Here is an 18,482-nt window from a genome sequence, read left to right as displayed (position 1 = left end):
TTAATCCCAACACTTATGAACACAACAAGAAAAATTGGAAATCTCCTACTTGCAGTCTCCGCTGGAGTCCTTGCAGTAGCATGTACTGAAAATGAAGAAACTCCGGAATTGGCACAAAGCGAAGTGAGTATTGTAGCTTCAGTGGGAAGCAGTGAAGCTGACCCAGGAGCAAGGACCACTAACTTGGTTTATGGGAATTTTGAAATCTCAGATATCAAAGTGTCTTTGGATAATGTGAAATTAATCCTGAGAGGAACTACTGAAGACAGCAATAAGCCAAGTATAGTTCAGATCAGAAACAATTCTCCTCAATTGCTTACATTAATAGAAGATGGGGTGATTTATGAGCCAATAATCGGTACTGCAATGGCCTATGACGGCGTTTACGGTAAGCTTGATTTTGATTTGGTAAAGACGATGGAAGTTCCAGTGGATGACGAAATGTATGGTTTGTCAGTTTTCGCAAAGGCGAGTTGGTTTGGTATTCCTGCTGAGGTTTCTATTGATCTGGAAGAAGAAGTGAATGTGATGTTCAATCAAGGAGTGGAAGTAGCAGGTGCGCAAGATCTTTATTTGACACTCTACTTAGACAAGTTTTTGGAAGGAGTAGATCCTAACCTTGTATCGGACGGAAATGGAGATGGTCTGGTAGAAGTAGGACCAGATAATGTCGATGGAAACGGTGAAGCTTATGAAGCCATCACTGCAAATATGCAGGATGCTATGACTCTGAAAAATGGAGAATTTAAAAAAGATAAGAAAGATAAGTCATAAGACTAATTCCTTATAGCTATTGAACTGATCAACAGTTTCTATATTCAAAAGCACCAATTTTAATGAAACTGGTGCTTTTTTTATGTTTGGACTACAGGTGTAACTTCAACTTTTTCTATGGCAATTCTTTGAAATTAATCTCAGGAGCGATACCCTTAGCTTTCCTAAGATGCATGCTGTTCAGCTCTACCTCGCCGTTGAAAAAGCCTCCATTTCGCAAGAAAAATTGTGCTGCTTTTTCTCCTCCTTCGAAATCCATTCTATAGCCTCGTTTTGCGATATCGTCTCCCGTAAATTTTACGTCAGTCAATTCCTGCCAATTTCCTTCAGCATCGCAAAGCCACTGATTGCCATAACTTGCCCTGCGCTCTAGATGACCGGATTCTGGAACAAAATTCTCCAAGAAAGAATGTGGTCTCTTATACCATGTGTCAGTTTTGGGTCTTGAGAAACTCGCAATTAGCATCCATTTTCCTACTTCTGGATCCATGAAATAGGCAGTGTAAATCGTGTTTCCTCTACCATCAGGCTCTACGGAATTTAAGAAGCTGTAGGTTTCTCCAGCTTTCCAATTATATTTCAGATAGCTTTGGCCTCCAGATCCTTCATTTCCGAATTCTCCAGTGTAAACCTCATTGCCTTTTTTCAGCAACTTGATTTTTTCGGAATCGGGAATGTCTCCAGGATTATCCGTTTTAAATGGACTCCACACCGAGAACAAAATCCTGCGCTCAGTCCCAGAATTTACCTGAATTCCAAAATAACCCTCACCGAATCCATTGGCCATAAAGTAGGAGCCGATCGGGTCTGATCCCTCAGGAACGGTCACTTCATTGTAAAACCATTTGAAATTCTTGTTTTCGGGTGGGGAATATGACAAATGAACTGAAGGACCTCTTCGACCCCAATAAAATCGGTTGTCGATGTCATCTCTGACAAAGTTCAGAGCCAATTCATTTGAAGATTTAACCTGAATATTCTTGATTTTCACGAAGTCAGAACCTGATTTCTCAAGTCCTTTTAACTTGATTTCATTATATCCTTTCACCAAGTTGAAATCACCTAGAGGAATGAATCCGTATTGTCCGAAGGAGAGGCTCAGGTCTTGCGAATTTCCATTAAGTTCTATGCTAATCTTACTTTCATTTTCCTGAGGAAGAACATCCAGTTCAAGAAAAATAGGCTCTTCAGTTTCTGATTTGACAAAGACGGAAAACTCAGTATCAGAATATTTCCAATTCATGATTCCATCTTTACTTATTTTTTCGGTTTGAGAACCTTGGGATTGAAAGGTATTCCCTCCAAGAGGAATAACTTGAATAGTTTGAAAATCCAGTGGAGATGAAAAAGTAAGTTGAGTGATTAAGAGGCAAAATAGGGAGGTAAATCTTGATTTCATTTTAGAATATTTTGACCTAAAGATAGTGGTGTCTAGGTGATTTTCTGCCCTTTTGAATGAATCAAATGGCTTTTAAGGAAATATTAAAGGAGTGACGCAACTGTTTTTGGATCGCTTTAGTTTTACTTACACAATCATTAACAATTTCTAAATCCATTTTTACTTATGAAGTACAATTCTATTGGTGACACTGGCTTAAAGGTTTCCGAACTTTGCTTTGGCACAATGACTTTTGGCGGACAAGACGAAGATATGTGGTCCAACATTGGCAAACTGCAGCAAAACGAAGTAAACGAGATGATGGGAGCTGTGATAGAGTCGGGAATCAATTTTATCGATACCGCCAATGTCTATTCCTTTGGTCAGTCCGAGCAGTTGCTTGGCCAGAGTCTCATCGATCTTTCTGTTCCAAGAGATGAAGTGGTCATTGCAACGAAGCTTTTGGCAAAAATGAAAAACAAGCCAAATAGCGCTGGACTCTCCAGATACAATATTTTCAATTCGGTAGATGCAAGTTTAAAAAGGCTTCAATTAGACTATGTGGATATACTTTATGTGCATGGAGTAGATCCATTGACTTCTCTAGAAGAGATCGTTCGTTCCTTAAATGATATCGTCGAAACGGGCAAGGTGCGGTATATCGCGATTTGCAATTGGCCGGCATGGATGGTGGCCAAAGCTCAAGCAATCGCCCATTATAGAGGGTGGCACAAGTTCATCGGTCTGCAATATTATTATGCTGCCGTAAGCCGCGATATCGAACATGAATTGGTTCCAATGGCAGTAGATCATAATCTGGCGATCTTTCCTTGGAGTCCACTTGCTGGTGGTTTCTTAACAGGGAAATTTACCCGTGAAGGAGAGGATGCAGATTCCAGAAGAGCAAAGTTTGATTTTCCACCAATTGACAAGGAAAAAGCATATGACTTAGTAGATGTTATGGGAGATCTTGCCAAAATTCATGATGCAAGTATTGCGCAAGTGGCTTTAGCTTGGGTGCGTCAGCAGCCAGGGATTACCAGTACAATAATTGGTGCGAAAACTTTAGATCAGTTGAAACTCAATATTGATTCCACCCAACTTTTGCTCACAGAAGATGACCTTAGAAAAATTGATAAGGTAAATCCTCTGCCTTTGCAATATCCAGGTTGGATGGTCGAAAGACAGGCTAACTATAGGAAATAGATACAAAAAAAACCTGCAGTGTTTTAAGACTGCAGGTTTTTTATTGGCTATTCTGGAAAAGTATTACCTCGCATAAAGCGTCAAAGACCTCATCGCCCAAGGTTCTTCACCTTTTTCTGTGGCTTCTATTTTAAGGAATCTCGCAGTTTCGTTGGATTTCCATTGAGCTGTATTTACTCCTTTTTCACCGGACTTATTCGCAACTTCATTCCAGCTTTTGCCATCCTTAGAAATGGAGACTGTATAATGCTCAGGGAATTCTTTGTCTCCAGAATTGAACTGAATCTCTGTGAGGTTTCTGTCTTTTGGAAGTTCCACTACGAACCACATTCCTGGATTCTGTGTGGTTTCTGTTTTCCAACCTTTATAACTGAATGCATAAGATGGATCTTTTGTCGATCCTACACCTTGTAATGCGGTACTGCTGGCTGTTACCTTCCAATTATCCTGAAGGGATAGCGCCTTTGGGATTTCACCAATTAATTCATCGAAATCATAGGTGTCTTCTTTGCTTGCAGTTTCTTTTCTGATTTCAGCAACGTATTCAGGACTTACAAAACTTCCTTTATTCCCAAAGTCATTTCGGATGTAAGAAACTACTGAAGCGATATACTCATCGTCATTGGTATCCATTGCAATCATTACTCCTTCATACTCTTTTCCATCTATTGCTCCATTCAAGCCATGAAGAAGAGTTTTGACTGCGTATTCTGGATGACCCATCAGTCTAGGAGAACCTGAGAATGCAGGAGCAATCAACTCACCTCCACCAGTCGGAGTTCCAAGCCCTTTTGGCCCATGGCAAGTAGAGCAGTAGCTGTCAAAAATAGTTTTACCCTTGGTGAATAAAGCCAGTTCCTCAGGCGCAAATTGAGTAGCGGCAAGTTCTTTTTCCTTTGCCATGCGCTCTATAAGTTGAGTTCCGACTAGCTGGATTCCTTCAGAGGGATCAGCCTTCAAAGTAGAATTGATCCAATCCTCGGTCTGATCGATTGTCAACACATAGCCACTTAGCAAGGCTTGCAGCGCCACCTCTTTATTTGAGTCCTTCACCATTGCTTTGTAGTCTGCAGCTAAGCTTTTCTCTCCATACTTATAGAGTGTTTCACTAGCTCTCAAAGCTTGTTTTCTAATTTCAGGATTCGGGTCTTGCATCAGTTTTTTCACTGTGGCAAGCTTTAGAGAATTCAATCCTTCCAACGTCCATAGGGCATGAATTCGAGCCAATTCATTGTCTGAAGTGTTTACTAGTTTTTCTAAATCACCAACAACTGATTTATCCTGATTTAAAATAATCAACTGCTGAGCTTTGTCTCGCCACCAGCCATTTGGATTGCTTAGGTGGCGTACGAGTTCTGCAGATGTTTCATCCAGCATCTTTGGCTTCTCCTTATTTCTTTCCATTCCCTCGTAGGTCAATCTCCAAATACGACCATTCCCTGCCACATCATCCATTTGGTATTGCTGGATTTTTGTGCGTAGGTAGCTGCCATCTTGAGTCCAGTTTCCTTGCTGAATAATCCCGCGATACATGTCTACAATGTACATGGTGCCATCAGGAGCAGTGGCAATATCCACAGGTCTGAAAAGTGGATCGGTAGATTGGATAAACTCTGACTGAGATTCTCTGTAAGGGTTTTGGATATAAGACAAGCCGTCAGTTTTTTCCACATTAACTTGGCGTACTATTCGTGCCACAGGCTCACCGTAGAAGTATTTGTTTTGCAGTTCTTTTGGTAACCTATCTCCACGGAAAACGTCATTTCCTGCAGATCCGGTCACATTACTGAGTGAGCCGTCAGGTTTTGTTTCTCGCATTCCTGGTTGGAAATCAGCCAATTTTATCAAGCTAAAAGGCTCTCTAAAACCATCTTTGTACTGACCTTTTACTCCGAAATTTCCATAAACCAATGGGAATTGAAAGCTTTGCGGAACTCCACCAGCTCCATCTTGAAACCAAGTTTGTCCATAATTATCCTGAGTTACTCCCCACTGACCCCAAGGGTTTCCGGCTGGCTCTTGGATTACACCATCCGGCGTCCAGCGGATTCTTCGGGAATTATACGTACTATACATCCAGTTGTCCATCGTCCAAGTGAGAAAGCTAGTCTGATGCTCCACATTTCCTGACCTCCCTAGTCCTGAAGCAAAAAGCTCTTTTTTATCTGCTTTTCCATCTCCATCAGTGTCGGTGTATTTGTAGACGTTGTCTTCATTTGACTCCATGGATAAAATGGTGTTTTTTCCAAAAGGAACTACATAACGTGGAAACACAAGGCTATCCAAGAATATGACACTGGTTTCATAAACTCCATCATTATCCTTGTCTTCCCATCTAGAAATCCTAGATGTTGGCATTAGCTCACCGTTGGCGTCGATGTCCTGCATGTAGGTTCTGAGTTCGAGGACATACATTCGCCCATTTCCATCAAACTGTATAGCTGCAGGTTCCCTGATTTGAGGTTCGGATAAAATAGGCTCAAGCTTGTATCCTGGCTGAAGTACAAAGGATTTCAATTGCTCATTGGCCGAAACAGGAATGACTGGTGGCTTTGGACTGAGATCTATCCCTTTCCAAACTGGCGATTCCAAATCTGCATCTGCGGGAATACTGATGGAAGGGTAGGGCTGCTCCAGTCTTTTGGGATCCATAGAATCCGAAGGTGAAACATCAAAAGGGGATTTTTCTGGAGTACAGCTTGCCAAAAAGGCCAGTATTACTCCATAGATAAGTGAAAGTTTTTTAGAAAAACGCATCTGCTGCATGTTGCTAGAATGAATAGGTTTATTGTTGATTTACTTCTTTTTAAAGAAGCGATTACAAAATATAGGATTCTTAGCTTAATGCCCTTACCGAAAGAGTAATTGTGTCAGTTTTAGTAGGATTTGAGTACTGAATTAGAGTATGACTTATTTTTTTTCGAGTCTTAGTGCTTGAAGGTTTTCTCTATATCGATAGGCGGAAAACAACGTTAAATAGGGGAGAATTAAATTGATTGTTTTAGACCAGCTCCTGGGATTACGAATTGGGCCGCCCAAATGCTGTTTTAGAAAGCCAGCATGTTTTTGATTCAATAACTCAATAGTCATTTTCTTCGCCTTTTTACAGACAGATTTTCGCCGGGAAATACTATGAATTCTATAGTAAAAACCTATGTAGGCTAATTTTTTAACTTTTCCTCCATCTTTGAGCAGGTTAATCCAAAATTCCCAATCTTCCCAACCCCATTTCATACGCTCATCGAATCCTCCAGTCTTCGCCCAATCCTCCTTTTTAAATAGTGCCGAAACAAAAATCATATTGTCTTTTGCTAGCGCTGCTGGACAAAACGGTTTAAGGTTCCACTTCCCAGTTTTAAGCCCAAATTTTACTGCTTCGCAATAAACTAGCTTTGTGTCTCTATCTGATGTTAATTGTTTAATTCCTTTTTCAAGGTATTTTCTACCAATTTTATCGTCAGCATCTAGTGGTAAAATATAGGTTCCTTTTGCCATTTCAATTGCAAAATTTCTGGCAACTGAAGGACCTGCATTTGCTTGAGCAAAAACCTTAATCTTGTCTGGATACAGTTTGGCTAGTTCGCGGGCTTTAATAAAAGAACCATCTGTGGAACCATCATCAACAATGATAATTTCAGTTTCTTTGAAAGTTGACTTAAGTACAGAATTCACTGCTTCCTCCAAATACATCTCGTGGTTGAAACAAGGTATGATTACTGATACCAAAGGGCTGTGGTTATTGATTTTCATAGTTGGTTGGTGTTAGTATAGTTAGTCTAAAGAATAGATTTTTGATGTTCTCGGGCTTTTTTGTGGTATTTGAGCAAGCGCTGAAAGTCCCCCAGCTCATACATTTTTTTAAGATGGCCTATATTCCAAAGTGGCCCTGTGAGCATTGCATGTTCAAATAACTTTTCTTCTTGAACCTTATTTAAAATCAGGAGATTCTGTTTTTCATTAGGCTTAAGTTCTATTTGCTGAAGTTGGCCATCAAGCCAATTCCTAAGTTGTAACTCTCCATAGTACATGGAAAATGTTTTTTGGCTCATGCTCTTTCCATGCACACGTATTTTTGTAAATGCCAGTGGATTATCTAAAAACTGGAAGTGATGTCCCTTAAGCGCTGTTTTTAACCAGAAATACCAATCTTCGGAATTGGTCACAGACTCTGGAAAAGGCCTGTATTCCTCAATAATTGACCTGCGGATTAGTGGACTGGAAACTGCTGTGAAATTTCCTTTTGTCAGGACCTGGAGGATTCCATACCCCTTCCCATCAAGAACGGGGTGAGTTGTGCTGTTTTGGAGAAGTAAATCAGAATGTAATTGATCTGGAGTAGTACCCAGAAAATACCAGCTTTTGCAGTAGGAAAGTGATAGATCTGGGTTCTGCTCAAGATGTGCAACTTGTAAAGTGAGTTTATCTTGACTGATCATATCATCCGAATCCAAAAATTGTAAGTATTCACCTTTACTAAGGTTTATGCCCGTATTTCTTGCATTGGACAGCCCTTTGTTTTCTTGGTAGTGATAGATAATTCGTGAGTCTTTTTTCTGGTATTTTTCAGCAACCTTCTTGGTATTATCAGTAGAACCGTCGTCAATAATCAAGACTTCCCAGTCTTGCCAAGTCTGAGCCAGAACAGATTCCAAACACTCAGGTAAAAAGTCAGCGTAGTTATAACTAGGTATGATTACAGATACTTTCATAGGTTTATGAGTTGTCTTTAAAAGCTTAACAATATTCCCAAAATGTGATTTTTTGTGGCCCTTGGAAGTCGCTATTTGAAAATGGTTTTTGTTTTAACTCCCCAGATTTGGCGGATGGCAAATCCAAGTCTTCTCTTCGGTTTTTGCTTGGGAATATGGAGTAAGTCATCTTGGTGCTTCCATATCGTAAAACCGAATCCAAAATTGAAATAGTTAGTGTCCCGATTTTTTCCCTGTTCAAAAAGATGCGTATTAAAACCTGGCCCTTGCCTTTGTTTTTCATATTCAGCACATATTTCCAACCAATCATTTTCTCGCTGTATCCTGGATATAGTAGTTTGGAGCTTGGTTTCCTTGCGCTTTGCACCCAATATATCCGTCAGATTCTGTTGATGCTGCCTATATTTCACTAAGCACTCCGTAGTGAAATCTATACTTCCGTAATGCGAAGCCACAAAAACCATCCAATGATCATAAAAACCCTTTTTCGGAAATGGGAAAATATGCTGGAGTAGTTCTCTTTTAAATAACATGCTATGACCGGATACACAGTTAAAGAAGAGAAAGGGCGAAGGGTTTTTTCCTCTTACAAAATTGAGCCGACTTCCCATGCTCAATTTCATACTTTGATCCTTCTCATCTATCAGTTCAGAATCGTGGTAGACCAATATATTGTCATCCAGGATAGCATATAGCTTCTCTAGTTTGTTCAAATCCCAGATATCATCCTGATCACAAGGAGCAATTAGTTCTCCTGAACAAGCTTGAAAGTTTGCCTCAAAATTCCTTTGATATCCAAGATTGCTGGGATTTTGCTTGAGTTTTATCTGAGGAAATAGCTCTATGTATTCCAGAATAATAGCAATTGTCCCATCACTGGAGCAATCGTCAAAAATTGAAATTTCGACATGGGGATAGGTTTGGTTAACCAAGCTATCCAGCTGCTTGCGCAGGTATTTCTCGCCATTGTAAGTACACATGGCTATAGAGATCAGTGGTGTTTTGGATAAAGTCATGCCTGCGAGAATTGTTGTTTATCGATAAGTTTGCTATACAGTCCTTCCTGCACCAAAAGCTCGAAATGAGTTCCTTGCTCTATGATCTTACCTTTATCCAAGACTAGGATCAGGTCTGCATTTTGTATGGTACTCAGGCGATGGGCAATCACCAGCGTCGTCCTATTCTGCATCAGTTTATTCAGTGCGTCCTGTACCAAAAACTCTGACTCAGTATCCAAAGCTGAAGTGGCCTCGTCAAGTAAAAGGATAGGAGGGTTTTTCAAAACAGCCCTTGCTATGCAAAGCCGCTGCTTTTGACCACCGGAAAGTTTGGTACCTCTATCTCCAATATTAGAGTCATATCCTTTGGGAGTCTTACTTATAAAATCATGGGCATTGGCAATCTTAGCAGCTTGCACTATTTCTTCTTCCGAAGCTTCAGGATTTCCAAAAGCAATATTGTTGGCTATCGAGTCGTGGAAAAGGATAGATTCCTGATTCACTATCCCGATAATTGAGCGTAATGATTCACTTGATACGTCTTTGATATCAATGCCATCAAATCGGATACTTCCTTCCTGAGGATCTATGAATCTAGGAATCAAATCCATCAAAGTGGACTTGCCTCCACCGGATGGACCTACAAGTGCAACTGTAAATCCTCTTGGAATCACCATCGATACGTTTTTAAGGATTTTTTCATGACCATAGGAAAAACTTACGTCTTGCAGTGCAATGCCTTTGTCCAAGTTTCGTAGTATAAAAGGCGCTTTTTGGTCTTGAATTAAGGCTTTTTCATCTATCAGTTCCAATACTCGCTCACCAGCAGCGATACCCGCATGGATGGTGCTGAAAGATTCTGTAATGGCTTTAGCAGGTCGCATAATCTGAGAGAAAATAGCGATGTAGGTAATAAATGCTGAAGCGCTAAGTTCAGATTGATTGCTGATGACAAGGGAACCACCATAAAGTACGATGATAAGTACCATCACTACGCCCAGGAGCTCCGACACAGGAGATCCAAGCTGCTGTCTATAGGACATCTTTCTTCCTAGCTCTGAGAATTTCACATTCTCCTCATGAAATCTGTCTTTGATGCGTTTGGTAGCATTGAAAGCTTTGATAATCTTAATCCCGGAGAGTGCTTCATCCAAGTAACTAACCATCAATCCAAACCTTTCTTGCGCTTCGGTTGCCTGTGCTTTAAGTTTTTTTACAATCTTGGAGATTACAAAAGCTGAAATCGGAATGACCAACATGGCAAATAGCGTGAGTTTAAATGAAATCGCGAAAAGTATAAAAAGGTAAGCTAGCAGCTGAAAGGGTTCTTTGAACAGCACCTGCAGAGTACTGGTTACAGAGTATTGCACTACCTGCACATCGGAAGTGATCTTAGCGATAATGTTCCCCTTTCTTTGCTCATTGAAGTAGCCCACATGCAAGTCCATTACATGATTGAATACCGATTTCCGAAGGTTGAGTAGGGTATAAATTCTCAAATTTTCGATCACTCGTTGAGATATGTACCGGAATGTATTGCTCAGTAAGACTGAAATAAAAATAAAGAGGCAAACCCATCTAAGGGCTTCATAAGCTCCCCATTGATGCTGAACCTGATATACATAATAATTGAAGTAATCCATGATGTCTAGCCAGGATTCAGGCTTGAGCACTTCGGTACTTTGTTCTTTGAATAAGGTGCTGAGTAGAGGAGCTAGCAAGGCAAGGTTCAGCGTATTGAACACCACAGCCAAAATCGTAAAAATCACATAAGGAATTGCGTATTTCTCGATGGGTTTTGCAAAAGAGAGTAATCGCCAATAGATCTGCATAGCCTTATTGTAAAATAGTTAACTCTTTGTTTACCAAAAGGGAATTAATAATTCCTGTCACTTCAGCTATGCTTTTTCTCCCTTGATTTTGCATCATGAGCTTTCTTATTTTTCTCCTTGATTTCTGAATTTGATGCTTGTGATCGAGTAGACCCAGATAGGATTTCAGTATCCAGAATTGTCCAAGCAATAGTTTTGGGATTACTTCCAAAAAGAAGAGTTGGATTTGCCAGCGCTTTAGGTCTTTGCGATTTAGGTGTATAGCATGAAAAAACATCCTATTTCTGAAATAGATCTCCTTGATTTTAACTTTCTGAAAATGGGTTTTGGTGGTATGCGAGCCTAGATGGAGGCAAGTGGCTTGGTGTTCGTAAAAACATTTCCAGCCTAACTTCCAAGCACGTATGCTGAGATCGAGATCTTCAGTATAGAAAGGTGAATAGATCTCATCAAATCCCTCCAGCTCCATGAGTTTCTCCCGTGATAGCAAACAATTTGCTCCTGAAAGGAAGGTGGTGGGAAGTTTAGGTGAAATGAGATCTTTAGGGATTGCTTGTTTATCCGACTTTAGTTTATAACCATTGAATCTTGGGATTTTGGCAGCAACTTCAATTTTAGCCCCTGAACTATCGAGAATTTGTCCCATGACTCCAAAAGTATCCTCGTCATCAAAATATGGAATTAGCTTTTGTAAGTAAGTAGGCGACAGTTTTACATCAGAATTTAGTAGTAGAACCAAGTCGTTTTTAGCAGCCACTATCCCTTGATTGCATGAATAGGAAAAACCTTTGTTCTGCAAATTTTTAATAGTTATGATATCTGGATATTGCTCTTCCAAAAAAGGAATGGAATTATCGGTCGACGCATCATCCACAACAATTATTTCATAGGTACAATCGGCTAGTTTTAAAGCTTTTATTGTATGGGGTAAATATTCTTCTAAGAGGTTCTTTCCGTTAAAATTGGGAAGAACCACAGAAATGGTTTTATTCAAAATAGTAGTGGTTTAGTTATATGATTAACGATTAGATTCTCTTAAACGCTACAAAAGATTTATTTTTTGATAGAAATTTTACGAAAAACGTAATGAGTGAATGTTTCTTTTTGAGAAGCTATTCAAAAATCATTCAATTGATTATGAAGTAATTGTTGCGTAGATCAAAAAAATAATTCCTTGAAAAAAGTAAATTTTATTTGATGTTTTGATACGTACTAATTTTTCAAAAATTAAATCTAACCTGCATCGCCTCAAGTCAACATAGGATAGATTAAGTAACCGAATTTCCAAGTCGCTGGAGTATCATATCTTATCAAATAGAATTCAGAAAATTGCCCTATTAACTTGGGTTTTTGAATGCGGAAAGGCCCTTACAATTGTAGGGAAACAGGTATTACCTGGTTGTTAGTATTTCCCCCCGCACGATAATTGTTGTATATTAAGTACATAGGTAAATCCTTTAAACTTAATTAAACGCAATCATGGATAAATTAGAGAAAGTAGAAATGATGGATAAGATTCTGAGAGAATTTGATGATTTGAAGAACAGTCAGCTCTCTGTTTTGAAAAAAATATCCAAAATTGAAGCAGATAACATCAATCTCGGCGTCAGCATGTTGGAGAAAAAATTGCCTGAAATGTGGTCAAATGTGGATAGTAACCTCTCTTTGGTCACTTCCCTTGAAGAGGAGTTTCAAGAATACAGAGATAAATTCTTCAAGGACAATAATATAGCAGCACTTCAAGAAGAATCCAGGTAAGCTATGCAAGCTTGTTTAAGCAATTCTAGTTGAGATTTGAACACTTTTCCTTTTTGGGGAGAATGGCTACTGCTTAATTTTAGGACTAACTATTCTTCCCCGATTAGGTACTTTTTACTAATAATACCTTCACAGTCACCAGCAGCTGTCCGAAATGCCGCTGCATATGCTCAGCAGCATGGAAAAGTAGCCCTCCCACAGTGGATGGTAAATGAGCTCGCCCAACTCCCCGATAGTCTGTCAGCTTCTCGTTCTTGACCTCTGCCAAGTAAGCTAGAAACTCTGCAATCTGTTGATCTAGCTGTTCAATCAGAGCTTCGGTAGTTACAGAACTCTTTTCCTTTCCTTCCGCTTTCAAATAGTCGAATTGTTCCGCACTTAGTGTTTCTGCTTTTGCATAGGTAGCCATGCGGTCTAAAACTCCAGCAATATGCTGCAGATGAAAGGCAGGACTAGCCATTCCTGCAGGTTTCCCCCAAAGTAAATTGTCTGGAAAATCCTTCATGAGGCTATGGATTTCCTCCTGAGCTTGAAGGATGGCGTGAATCACAGGCTGCAACTCAGCCTGATATTCAGGTATTGCCCCTCTTAGCCAAAATTCAGGTTGCTTGTTCATAGGTGTATGTTCAAAGTTACAATTCGGTTGTCACACAAGTCTACTTTTCAATAGCTCACCAGGATCATCCAGTAATATAAGGTAAGCTTGACAGCTTATGTCTTCCACCAAGCAAAACATTCAGGTCGGTACAAAAGTTGTAATTCACCATACCGATTCATACTAGTTTAATACTTTTCCATGCTGGAATTTACCGATAAGGGCATTTTTTGTCCACAAGCGAATGTATACATAGATCCCTGGAGGCCTGTGAAATCGGCCATCATTACTCATGGCCATAGTGATCACGCCAGAAAAGGAAATCGAAAATACCTCTGCCACCTGGATACCATTCCTATTCTGAAATTAAGATTGGGTGAGGAGATCGCTGTTCAAGGATTGGCTTTCGGTCAGGAAATCTCCATTAACGGAGTAAAAATAAGCCTGCATCCAGCTGGACATATCATTGGGTCTGCCCAAGTTCGTCTGGAATATAAAGGCGAAATCTGGGTGGTTTCAGGAGATTATAAATTGATGTCTGATGGTCTCAGTGTTCCGTTTGAGCCTGTTACCTGTCATCATTTTATCACTGAATCCACCTTTGGACTTCCTATTTATAAGTTTCCCACTGCAGCAGAAATTTATGAAAGTATCAACCAATGGTGGCGACAAAATGCAGCGGAGGGCTATAATTCCATAGTCGTGGCCTATGCGTTAGGCAAATCCCAATCTATTCTCCATAACTTGGACCAAAGTATTGGTGAAATATATCTTCATGGAGCGGTCGCAAATGTCAATAATGCATTTAATAAAAATGGATTCGATTTTCCGGGTACTTGGGTGAATCCAGAGATGGATAGTAAATCAATCAAAGGTAGTATGATCATTACGCCATCTTCAGCGCTAGGTACTCCTTGGATTAGTAAATTCAAACCTTCAAGAATAGCAATTTGCAGCGGATGGATGCAGCTGCGAGGCGCCAGAAGACGTTCAGGAGTGGACAGAGGTTTTGTTTTATCGGATCATTGCGATTGGGAACAGCTTAACGATGCTGTGCTAGGCACAGCAGCAGAGAACATCTACGTCACCCACGGCTACCAAAATACCTTCGCCAAATGGCTTACAGAGAAGTACCATCTCAATGCTGTGGAGATTAAAACCCAATTCGAACCTGTAACTGGAGACCTAGACTAAACATGAAGGCCTTTACCCAACTTTTCACGGCAATTGACCAGACCACCAAGACCAATCAGAAAATCATGGCCATGGTGGACTATTTCACTCATGCTGAGGAGGAGGATAAGATTTTCGCGGTTTCTATTTTGATAGGCAACCGTCCAAAACGACCAGTCAAAACCTCCGAGCTGAGAGAATGGGCTGCCGAATTAGCAGATTTGCCTTTATGGCTTTTTGAGGAATCTTATCATGTGGTAGGGGATCTTGCAGAAGCGATAGCTCTGATACTTCCAACTCACCAGCAAGAGCAAGAATCTTCCTTGCGGGAGACCTTGGATTTTCTAAAGGAATTGACTGATTTGCCCTCAGAAGTGAAAAAAGCAAGAATTACTTACTATTGGATGAGTACGCCGGTGCAAGAGCGGTTTGTTTTCAATAAACTGATCACAGGAAATTTCAGAATGGGAGTTTCCAAGCAACTCGTGATTAAAGCGCTCGCGAAGTACTTGGACCAAGAGCAGACTTCTATTGCGCATCAATTGATGGGGAAATGGGATCCCTATGAGGAGAGTATGTCCTCTATGTTTGAAGGAGATAATCACCTGAATAAACACCATCTTCCGTATCCATTTTTTCTGGCTTATCCACTTGATGAAGAGCCAGATACCTTGGGAGATAGTAATGATTGGTATATAGAGAAAAAGTTGGATGGAATTCGTGGGCAAATCATAGTTAGGAACGATGAACTTTTTGTTTGGAGTAGAGGAGAGGAGCTGTTGACGGATAAGTTTCCGGAGTTTCATTCACTGCAAAGTTCCTTACCAAACGGTACCGTACTTGACGGTGAAATCATTCCTTGGCGGGATGGTAGTCCTTTGCCTTTTCAGGTGATGCAAACCAGAATTGGTAGAAAAAACATTTCTCAGAAATACCTCAAGGAAGCACCGCTGGTCATGGTTTGTTTTGATATCTTGGAATATCAGGGACTAGACTTAAGACAAAAACCATTGGCAGATCGAAGGATTATTCTAAAAAATGTAATTGAAAGCCAGTCAGGAAATGTTCTTCTGCTTTCCGAAGCTATGGACTTTACTAATTGGCAGGATGTTGGAGAATTTCGGGAAAATGCCCGTGATTATCAATGCGAAGGTTTGATGCTCAAGCGAAAAAATAGTCCTTATGAAACTGGCAGGAAGCGTGGCAACTGGTGGAAATGGAAGACTGATCCAATGACAATAGACGGAGTGCTACTCTATGCGCAAAGTGGCCATGGCAGGCGAGCCAATTTGTATACAGATTACACCTTTGCAGTTTGGGACGGGGATGTTCTTGTTCCTTTTGCGAAAGCCTATTCTGGCCTAAGTGATGCAGAAATCAAAGTTTTGGACAGTTGGATAAAGAGAAATACGATTGAGAAATTCGGTCCCGTTCGAAGTGTAAACCCGGAATATGTATTTGAGATAGCTTTCGAAGGAATTAATTCCAGCCCTAGGCATAAGTCAGGCGTGGCACTTAGATTTCCTAGAATTCTCCGTTGGAGAAAGGATAAATCCCCCAAAGATGCGAATACCAAAAGCGATTTATTGCAGCTAATAGAAGCGGTAAACCCATGAATAGTTTCGCAGATGCTTGGTTTTCCAACGAGGGATGGACTGCCCATGATTTTCAACAGAAAACATGGTCAGCCATGGCAAAAGGCAGATCAGGCTTACTGAATGCCCCAACTGGCTATGGGAAAACCATGGCAATCTGGTTTGGCGTTTTACATCACTATTACATTCAGAGAAAAGTGAAAAAAGGCAAGAATGGGCGAAAGCTTCATTGCTTGTGGATCACACCTTTACGGGCACTTTCCAGCGAAATCCACCATGCCACCAACGTGGTCAGCGAAGATCTTGCGCTCGATTATGAGATAGGATTGAGAACTGGTGATACTACGACTAAGATTCGTCAGCAGCAAAAGAAAAAGCCACCGCAAGCACTGGTGACAACTCCAGAAAGTGTGCATATCCTGATGGCCAGCAAAGGATACACAGACTATTTTTCCGAGTTGGAATTTGTAATTGTGGATGAGTGGCATGAGCTGATGGGCAGCAAAAGAGGTGTTTTGATAGAACTAGCATTGAGCAGGCTCAAGGCCTTAAATCCTAAGCTGAAAATCTGGGGTATCTCAGCTACCATTGGCAATTTGGATGAAGCTAGGGAGATCTTACTTGGTCCTAGCAACCCAGGTGTGCTGATCAAATCGGCTATAAAAAAGAGAATTCAGATAGAAACACTGTTGCCAGATGTCCTGGAGCGTTTTCCTTGGGGAGGTCATTTGGGCGTTCACATGGCAGAGAAAGTTATTCCTATCATAGAGCAAAGCCAATCCACTTTACTTTTTACCAACACCCGTTCTCAGGCAGAAATCTGGTATCGACAATTGCTGGAGTTAATGCCGGAATGGGCTGGAGCGATTGCGCTGCATCATGGTTCCCTCAGCAACGAGATTCGTGTTTGGGTGGAAGCTGCCTTGCATGAAGGAAATCTGAAAGCTGTGATCTGTACGAGTAGCCTAGATCTTGGAGTTGATTTTCGCCCCGTCGATGCTGTGGTGCAAATAGGTTCTCCGAAGGGAATAGCCCGATTTCTGCAGCGTGCAGGAAGGAGTGGACACCAGCCCGGAGCATTGAGCAAGGTATATTTTCTACCTACTCATTCCTTGGAAATCATGGAAGGGGCTTCATTGAAGCATGCAGTCAAAGAAGGAATGATGGAAAAGAGAATTCCTTACATCAGATCCTTCGACGTTCTTCTACAATACCTCGTTACCCTTGCCATTTCCGAAGGATTCAAAGCAGAAGAAACCTTCAACGAAGTGAAGAGCACCCATTGTTTTTCCTCGATTTCCAGAGATGAATTCAACGAGTGTCTACTGATGATCACTAAAGGAGGCAGATCTCTCGGAGCATACGATGAATTTCATAAAGTGGTGGCAGAAGAAGGTGTTTTTAAAGTCACCAGCCGCAGGATAGCTCATCGACATCTGCTGAACATAGGTACGATTGTCAGTGATTCTATGATGCAGGTGAAGTTTATGAGCGGGAAATACCTGGGAACGATTGAGGAATGGTTTATTTCAAGACTAAAGCCAGGTGATAACTTTTGGTTTTCTGGCAGGAATCTGGAGCTGATCAAGGTGCGGGAAATGCAGGCTTTGGTGAGAAATAGTACGGGTAAAAAAGGAGCAATTCCTTCCTGGATGGGTGGGAGGCTACCGCTATCCTCAGATCTTGGAGTGGCCTTGCGGCATTCTATGGATATGGTGCATCAGCGGATATCCAAAAAAGATTCTGAATTGCATTTCCTTAAGCCACTTTTTGAAAAACAAAAAGAGCTTTCCGTCCTACCAGAGGGCGGAACACTTTTGATGGAAAGCATACAAACCAAGTATGGCTATCATCTCTTTGTGTATCCCTTTGATGGGAAGTTTGTACATGAGGGAATGGCGGCTGTGATCGCTTATCGATTGAGTAAAATTAAAGCGGCAACCTTCAGCATCGCAACCAATGAGTATGGTTTTGAGCTTCTGTCAGATTCTCCCATACCCGTTGAGGAAGCCTTGGAATTGGGGCTTTTTACGACTGAAGATCTACTTCAGGATATCCGATTGGGGATCAATACCACTGAAATGGCAAGACGTAGATTCAGGGATATTGCTAGTATCGCAGGTTTGGTTTTCCAAGGCTATCCCGGTAAACCCATTAAAACACGTCATTTACAGGCAAATTCTGCCTTGTTTTTCTCGGTGTTTGAAGACTATGATCCCGGTAATTTGCTGCTAAGAGAAGCGTATGATGAGGTGATGGATTTTCAGTTGGAATCAGCCCGAATGGTTGAAGCCTTCGTGCGGATCAGTTCGCATGCGATTAAGTTGACCTTTCCTTCCAAGCTTACTCCCTTTTCTTTTCCTATTTTCGCAGAGTCCTTCCGCGAGCGATACAGCAATGAAGATTGGCAGACTAGATTAGGCAAACTTAAAGACACGTTGGAGTTTAAATAGCTCCGAAATGA

Annotated in this window: 14 protein-coding genes; 6 read left to right on the top strand and 8 right to left on the bottom strand. The window is 40.9% G+C overall.

The genetic code is table 11. The features are described 5' to 3' along the window. Window positions 1-15 precede the first annotated feature (15 nt). Entirely contained in the window at window positions 16-774 is a 759-nt protein-coding gene (locus AACZ87_RS04940) for a hypothetical protein (RefSeq protein ID WP_339865441.1), read from the top strand. Window positions 775-889: 115 nt separating this feature from the next. Here AACZ87_RS04940 and AACZ87_RS04935 read toward each other — a convergent pair whose 3' ends face one another. Beyond that, complete coding sequence (locus AACZ87_RS04935; RefSeq protein ID WP_339865440.1) at window positions 890-2,173, bottom strand: DUF3472 domain-containing protein; 1,284 nt, start codon at window positions 2,171-2,173, stop codon at window positions 890-892. 165 nt (window positions 2,174-2,338) lie between these two features. On the opposite strand from AACZ87_RS04935, the gene AACZ87_RS04930 reads away from it, so the two are divergent. Continuing rightward, entirely contained in the window at window positions 2,339-3,358 is a 1,020-nt protein-coding gene (locus AACZ87_RS04930) for an aldo/keto reductase (RefSeq protein ID WP_339865439.1), read from the top strand. 63 nt (window positions 3,359-3,421) lie between these two features. On the opposite strand, the gene AACZ87_RS04925 is transcribed toward AACZ87_RS04930, so the two are convergent. The 6 genes from AACZ87_RS04925 to AACZ87_RS04900 all read right to left on the bottom strand — a co-directional run bounded on the left by AACZ87_RS04925 (window position 3,422) and on the right by AACZ87_RS04900 (window position 11,891). Further along, window positions 3,422-6,115, bottom strand: a complete 2,694-nt coding sequence (locus tag AACZ87_RS04925; protein WP_339865438.1) for a discoidin domain-containing protein — start codon at window positions 6,113-6,115, stop codon at window positions 3,422-3,424. A 153-nt stretch (window positions 6,116-6,268) separates the two neighbouring features. Next, entirely contained in the window at window positions 6,269-7,108 is an 840-nt protein-coding gene (locus AACZ87_RS04920) for a glycosyltransferase family A protein (RefSeq protein WP_339865437.1), read from the bottom strand. A gap of 26 nt (window positions 7,109-7,134) precedes the next feature. Further along, window positions 7,135-8,067 carry a glycosyltransferase family A protein gene (locus AACZ87_RS04915; RefSeq protein ID WP_339865435.1) on the bottom strand — a complete coding sequence of 311 codons (933 nt, stop codon included), beginning with the start codon at window positions 8,065-8,067 and terminating at the stop codon, window positions 7,135-7,137. Between the two features lie 71 nt (window positions 8,068-8,138). Beyond that, window positions 8,139-9,083 (bottom strand): glycosyltransferase family 2 protein, encoded by a 945-nt coding sequence (locus AACZ87_RS04910; RefSeq protein WP_339865433.1) that lies wholly within the window; start codon window positions 9,081-9,083, stop codon window positions 8,139-8,141. Then, the gene (locus tag AACZ87_RS04905; protein WP_339865431.1) at window positions 9,080-10,897 is read right to left on the bottom strand and encodes an ABC transporter ATP-binding protein; all 1,818 of its coding nucleotides are present in this window, start codon (window positions 10,895-10,897) and stop codon (window positions 9,080-9,082) included. The genes AACZ87_RS04910 and AACZ87_RS04905 overlap by 4 nt, the downstream gene beginning before the upstream one ends. 4 nt (window positions 10,898-10,901) lie before the next feature. After that, window positions 10,902-11,891: a glycosyltransferase family 2 protein gene (locus AACZ87_RS04900; protein WP_339865429.1), complete on the bottom strand. Its 990-nt coding sequence runs from the start codon at window positions 11,889-11,891 to the stop codon at window positions 10,902-10,904. Between the two features lie 485 nt (window positions 11,892-12,376). Between AACZ87_RS04900 and AACZ87_RS04895 the strand changes: the two genes are divergently transcribed. Beyond that, window positions 12,377-12,655: a hypothetical protein gene (locus AACZ87_RS04895; protein ID WP_339865427.1), complete on the top strand. Its 279-nt coding sequence runs from the start codon at window positions 12,377-12,379 to the stop codon at window positions 12,653-12,655. Window positions 12,656-12,758: 103 nt separating this feature from the next. Here AACZ87_RS04895 and AACZ87_RS04890 read toward each other — a convergent pair whose 3' ends face one another. Then, window positions 12,759-13,271 (bottom strand): DinB family protein, encoded by a 513-nt coding sequence (locus AACZ87_RS04890; protein ID WP_339865425.1) that lies wholly within the window; start codon window positions 13,269-13,271, stop codon window positions 12,759-12,761. Window positions 13,272-13,451: 180 nt separating this feature from the next. Here AACZ87_RS04890 and AACZ87_RS04885 point away from each other — a divergent pair, with 180 nt between their 5' ends. Genes AACZ87_RS04885 through AACZ87_RS04875 form a run of 3 tightly spaced genes read left to right on the top strand, consistent with a single transcriptional unit; the run spans window position 13,452 to window position 18,471 of the window. Next, window positions 13,452-14,444, top strand: a complete 993-nt coding sequence (locus AACZ87_RS04885) for a ligase-associated DNA damage response exonuclease (protein WP_339865423.1) — start codon at window positions 13,452-13,454, stop codon at window positions 14,442-14,444. Window positions 14,445-14,446: 2 nt separating this feature from the next. Then, window positions 14,447-16,039 carry an ATP-dependent DNA ligase gene (locus tag AACZ87_RS04880; RefSeq protein WP_339865421.1) on the top strand — a complete coding sequence of 531 codons (1,593 nt, stop codon included), beginning with the start codon at window positions 14,447-14,449 and terminating at the stop codon, window positions 16,037-16,039. Then, the gene (locus AACZ87_RS04875) at window positions 16,036-18,471 is read left to right on the top strand and encodes a ligase-associated DNA damage response DEXH box helicase (protein WP_339865419.1); all 2,436 of its coding nucleotides are present in this window, start codon (window positions 16,036-16,038) and stop codon (window positions 18,469-18,471) included. Before AACZ87_RS04880 ends, AACZ87_RS04875 begins: the two co-directional genes overlap by 4 nt. Window positions 18,472-18,482: the final 11 nt, after the last annotated feature.

The sequence above is a fragment of the uncultured Algoriphagus sp. genome (genome assembly GCF_963974365.1).
Lineage (GTDB): Bacteria > Bacteroidota > Bacteroidia > Cytophagales > Cyclobacteriaceae > Algoriphagus.
This window is presented reverse-complemented; position numbering and strand designations above follow the sequence as displayed.

Bases quoted from the DNA above. Each gene is read 5' to 3' on its own strand.
- AACZ87_RS04920 (WP_339865437.1), bottom strand. From the start codon at position 7,108: ATGAAAATCAATAACCACAGCCCTTTGGTATCAGTAATCATACCTTGT.
- AACZ87_RS04925 (WP_339865438.1), bottom strand. From the start codon at position 6,115: ATGCGTTTTTCTAAAAAACTTTCACTTATCTATGGAGTAATACTGGCC.
- AACZ87_RS04875 (WP_339865419.1), top strand. From the start codon at position 16,036: ATGAATAGTTTCGCAGATGCTTGGTTTTCCAACGAGGGATGGACTGCC.
- AACZ87_RS04910 (WP_339865433.1), bottom strand. From the start codon at position 9,083: ATGACTTTATCCAAAACACCACTGATCTCTATAGCCATGTGTACTTAC.
- AACZ87_RS04890 (WP_339865425.1), bottom strand. From the start codon at position 13,271: ATGAACAAGCAACCTGAATTTTGGCTAAGAGGGGCAATACCTGAATAT.
- AACZ87_RS04895 (WP_339865427.1), top strand. From the start codon at position 12,377: ATGGATAAATTAGAGAAAGTAGAAATGATGGATAAGATTCTGAGAGAA.
- AACZ87_RS04880 (WP_339865421.1), top strand. From the start codon at position 14,447: ATGAAGGCCTTTACCCAACTTTTCACGGCAATTGACCAGACCACCAAG.
- AACZ87_RS04885 (WP_339865423.1), top strand. From the start codon at position 13,452: ATGCTGGAATTTACCGATAAGGGCATTTTTTGTCCACAAGCGAATGTA.
- AACZ87_RS04940 (WP_339865441.1), top strand. From the start codon at position 16: ATGAACACAACAAGAAAAATTGGAAATCTCCTACTTGCAGTCTCCGCT.
- AACZ87_RS04905 (WP_339865431.1), bottom strand. From the start codon at position 10,897: ATGCAGATCTATTGGCGATTACTCTCTTTTGCAAAACCCATCGAGAAA.
- AACZ87_RS04915 (WP_339865435.1), bottom strand. From the start codon at position 8,067: ATGAAAGTATCTGTAATCATACCTAGTTATAACTACGCTGACTTTTTA.
- AACZ87_RS04930 (WP_339865439.1), top strand. From the start codon at position 2,339: ATGAAGTACAATTCTATTGGTGACACTGGCTTAAAGGTTTCCGAACTT.
- AACZ87_RS04935 (WP_339865440.1), bottom strand. From the start codon at position 2,173: ATGAAATCAAGATTTACCTCCCTATTTTGCCTCTTAATCACTCAACTT.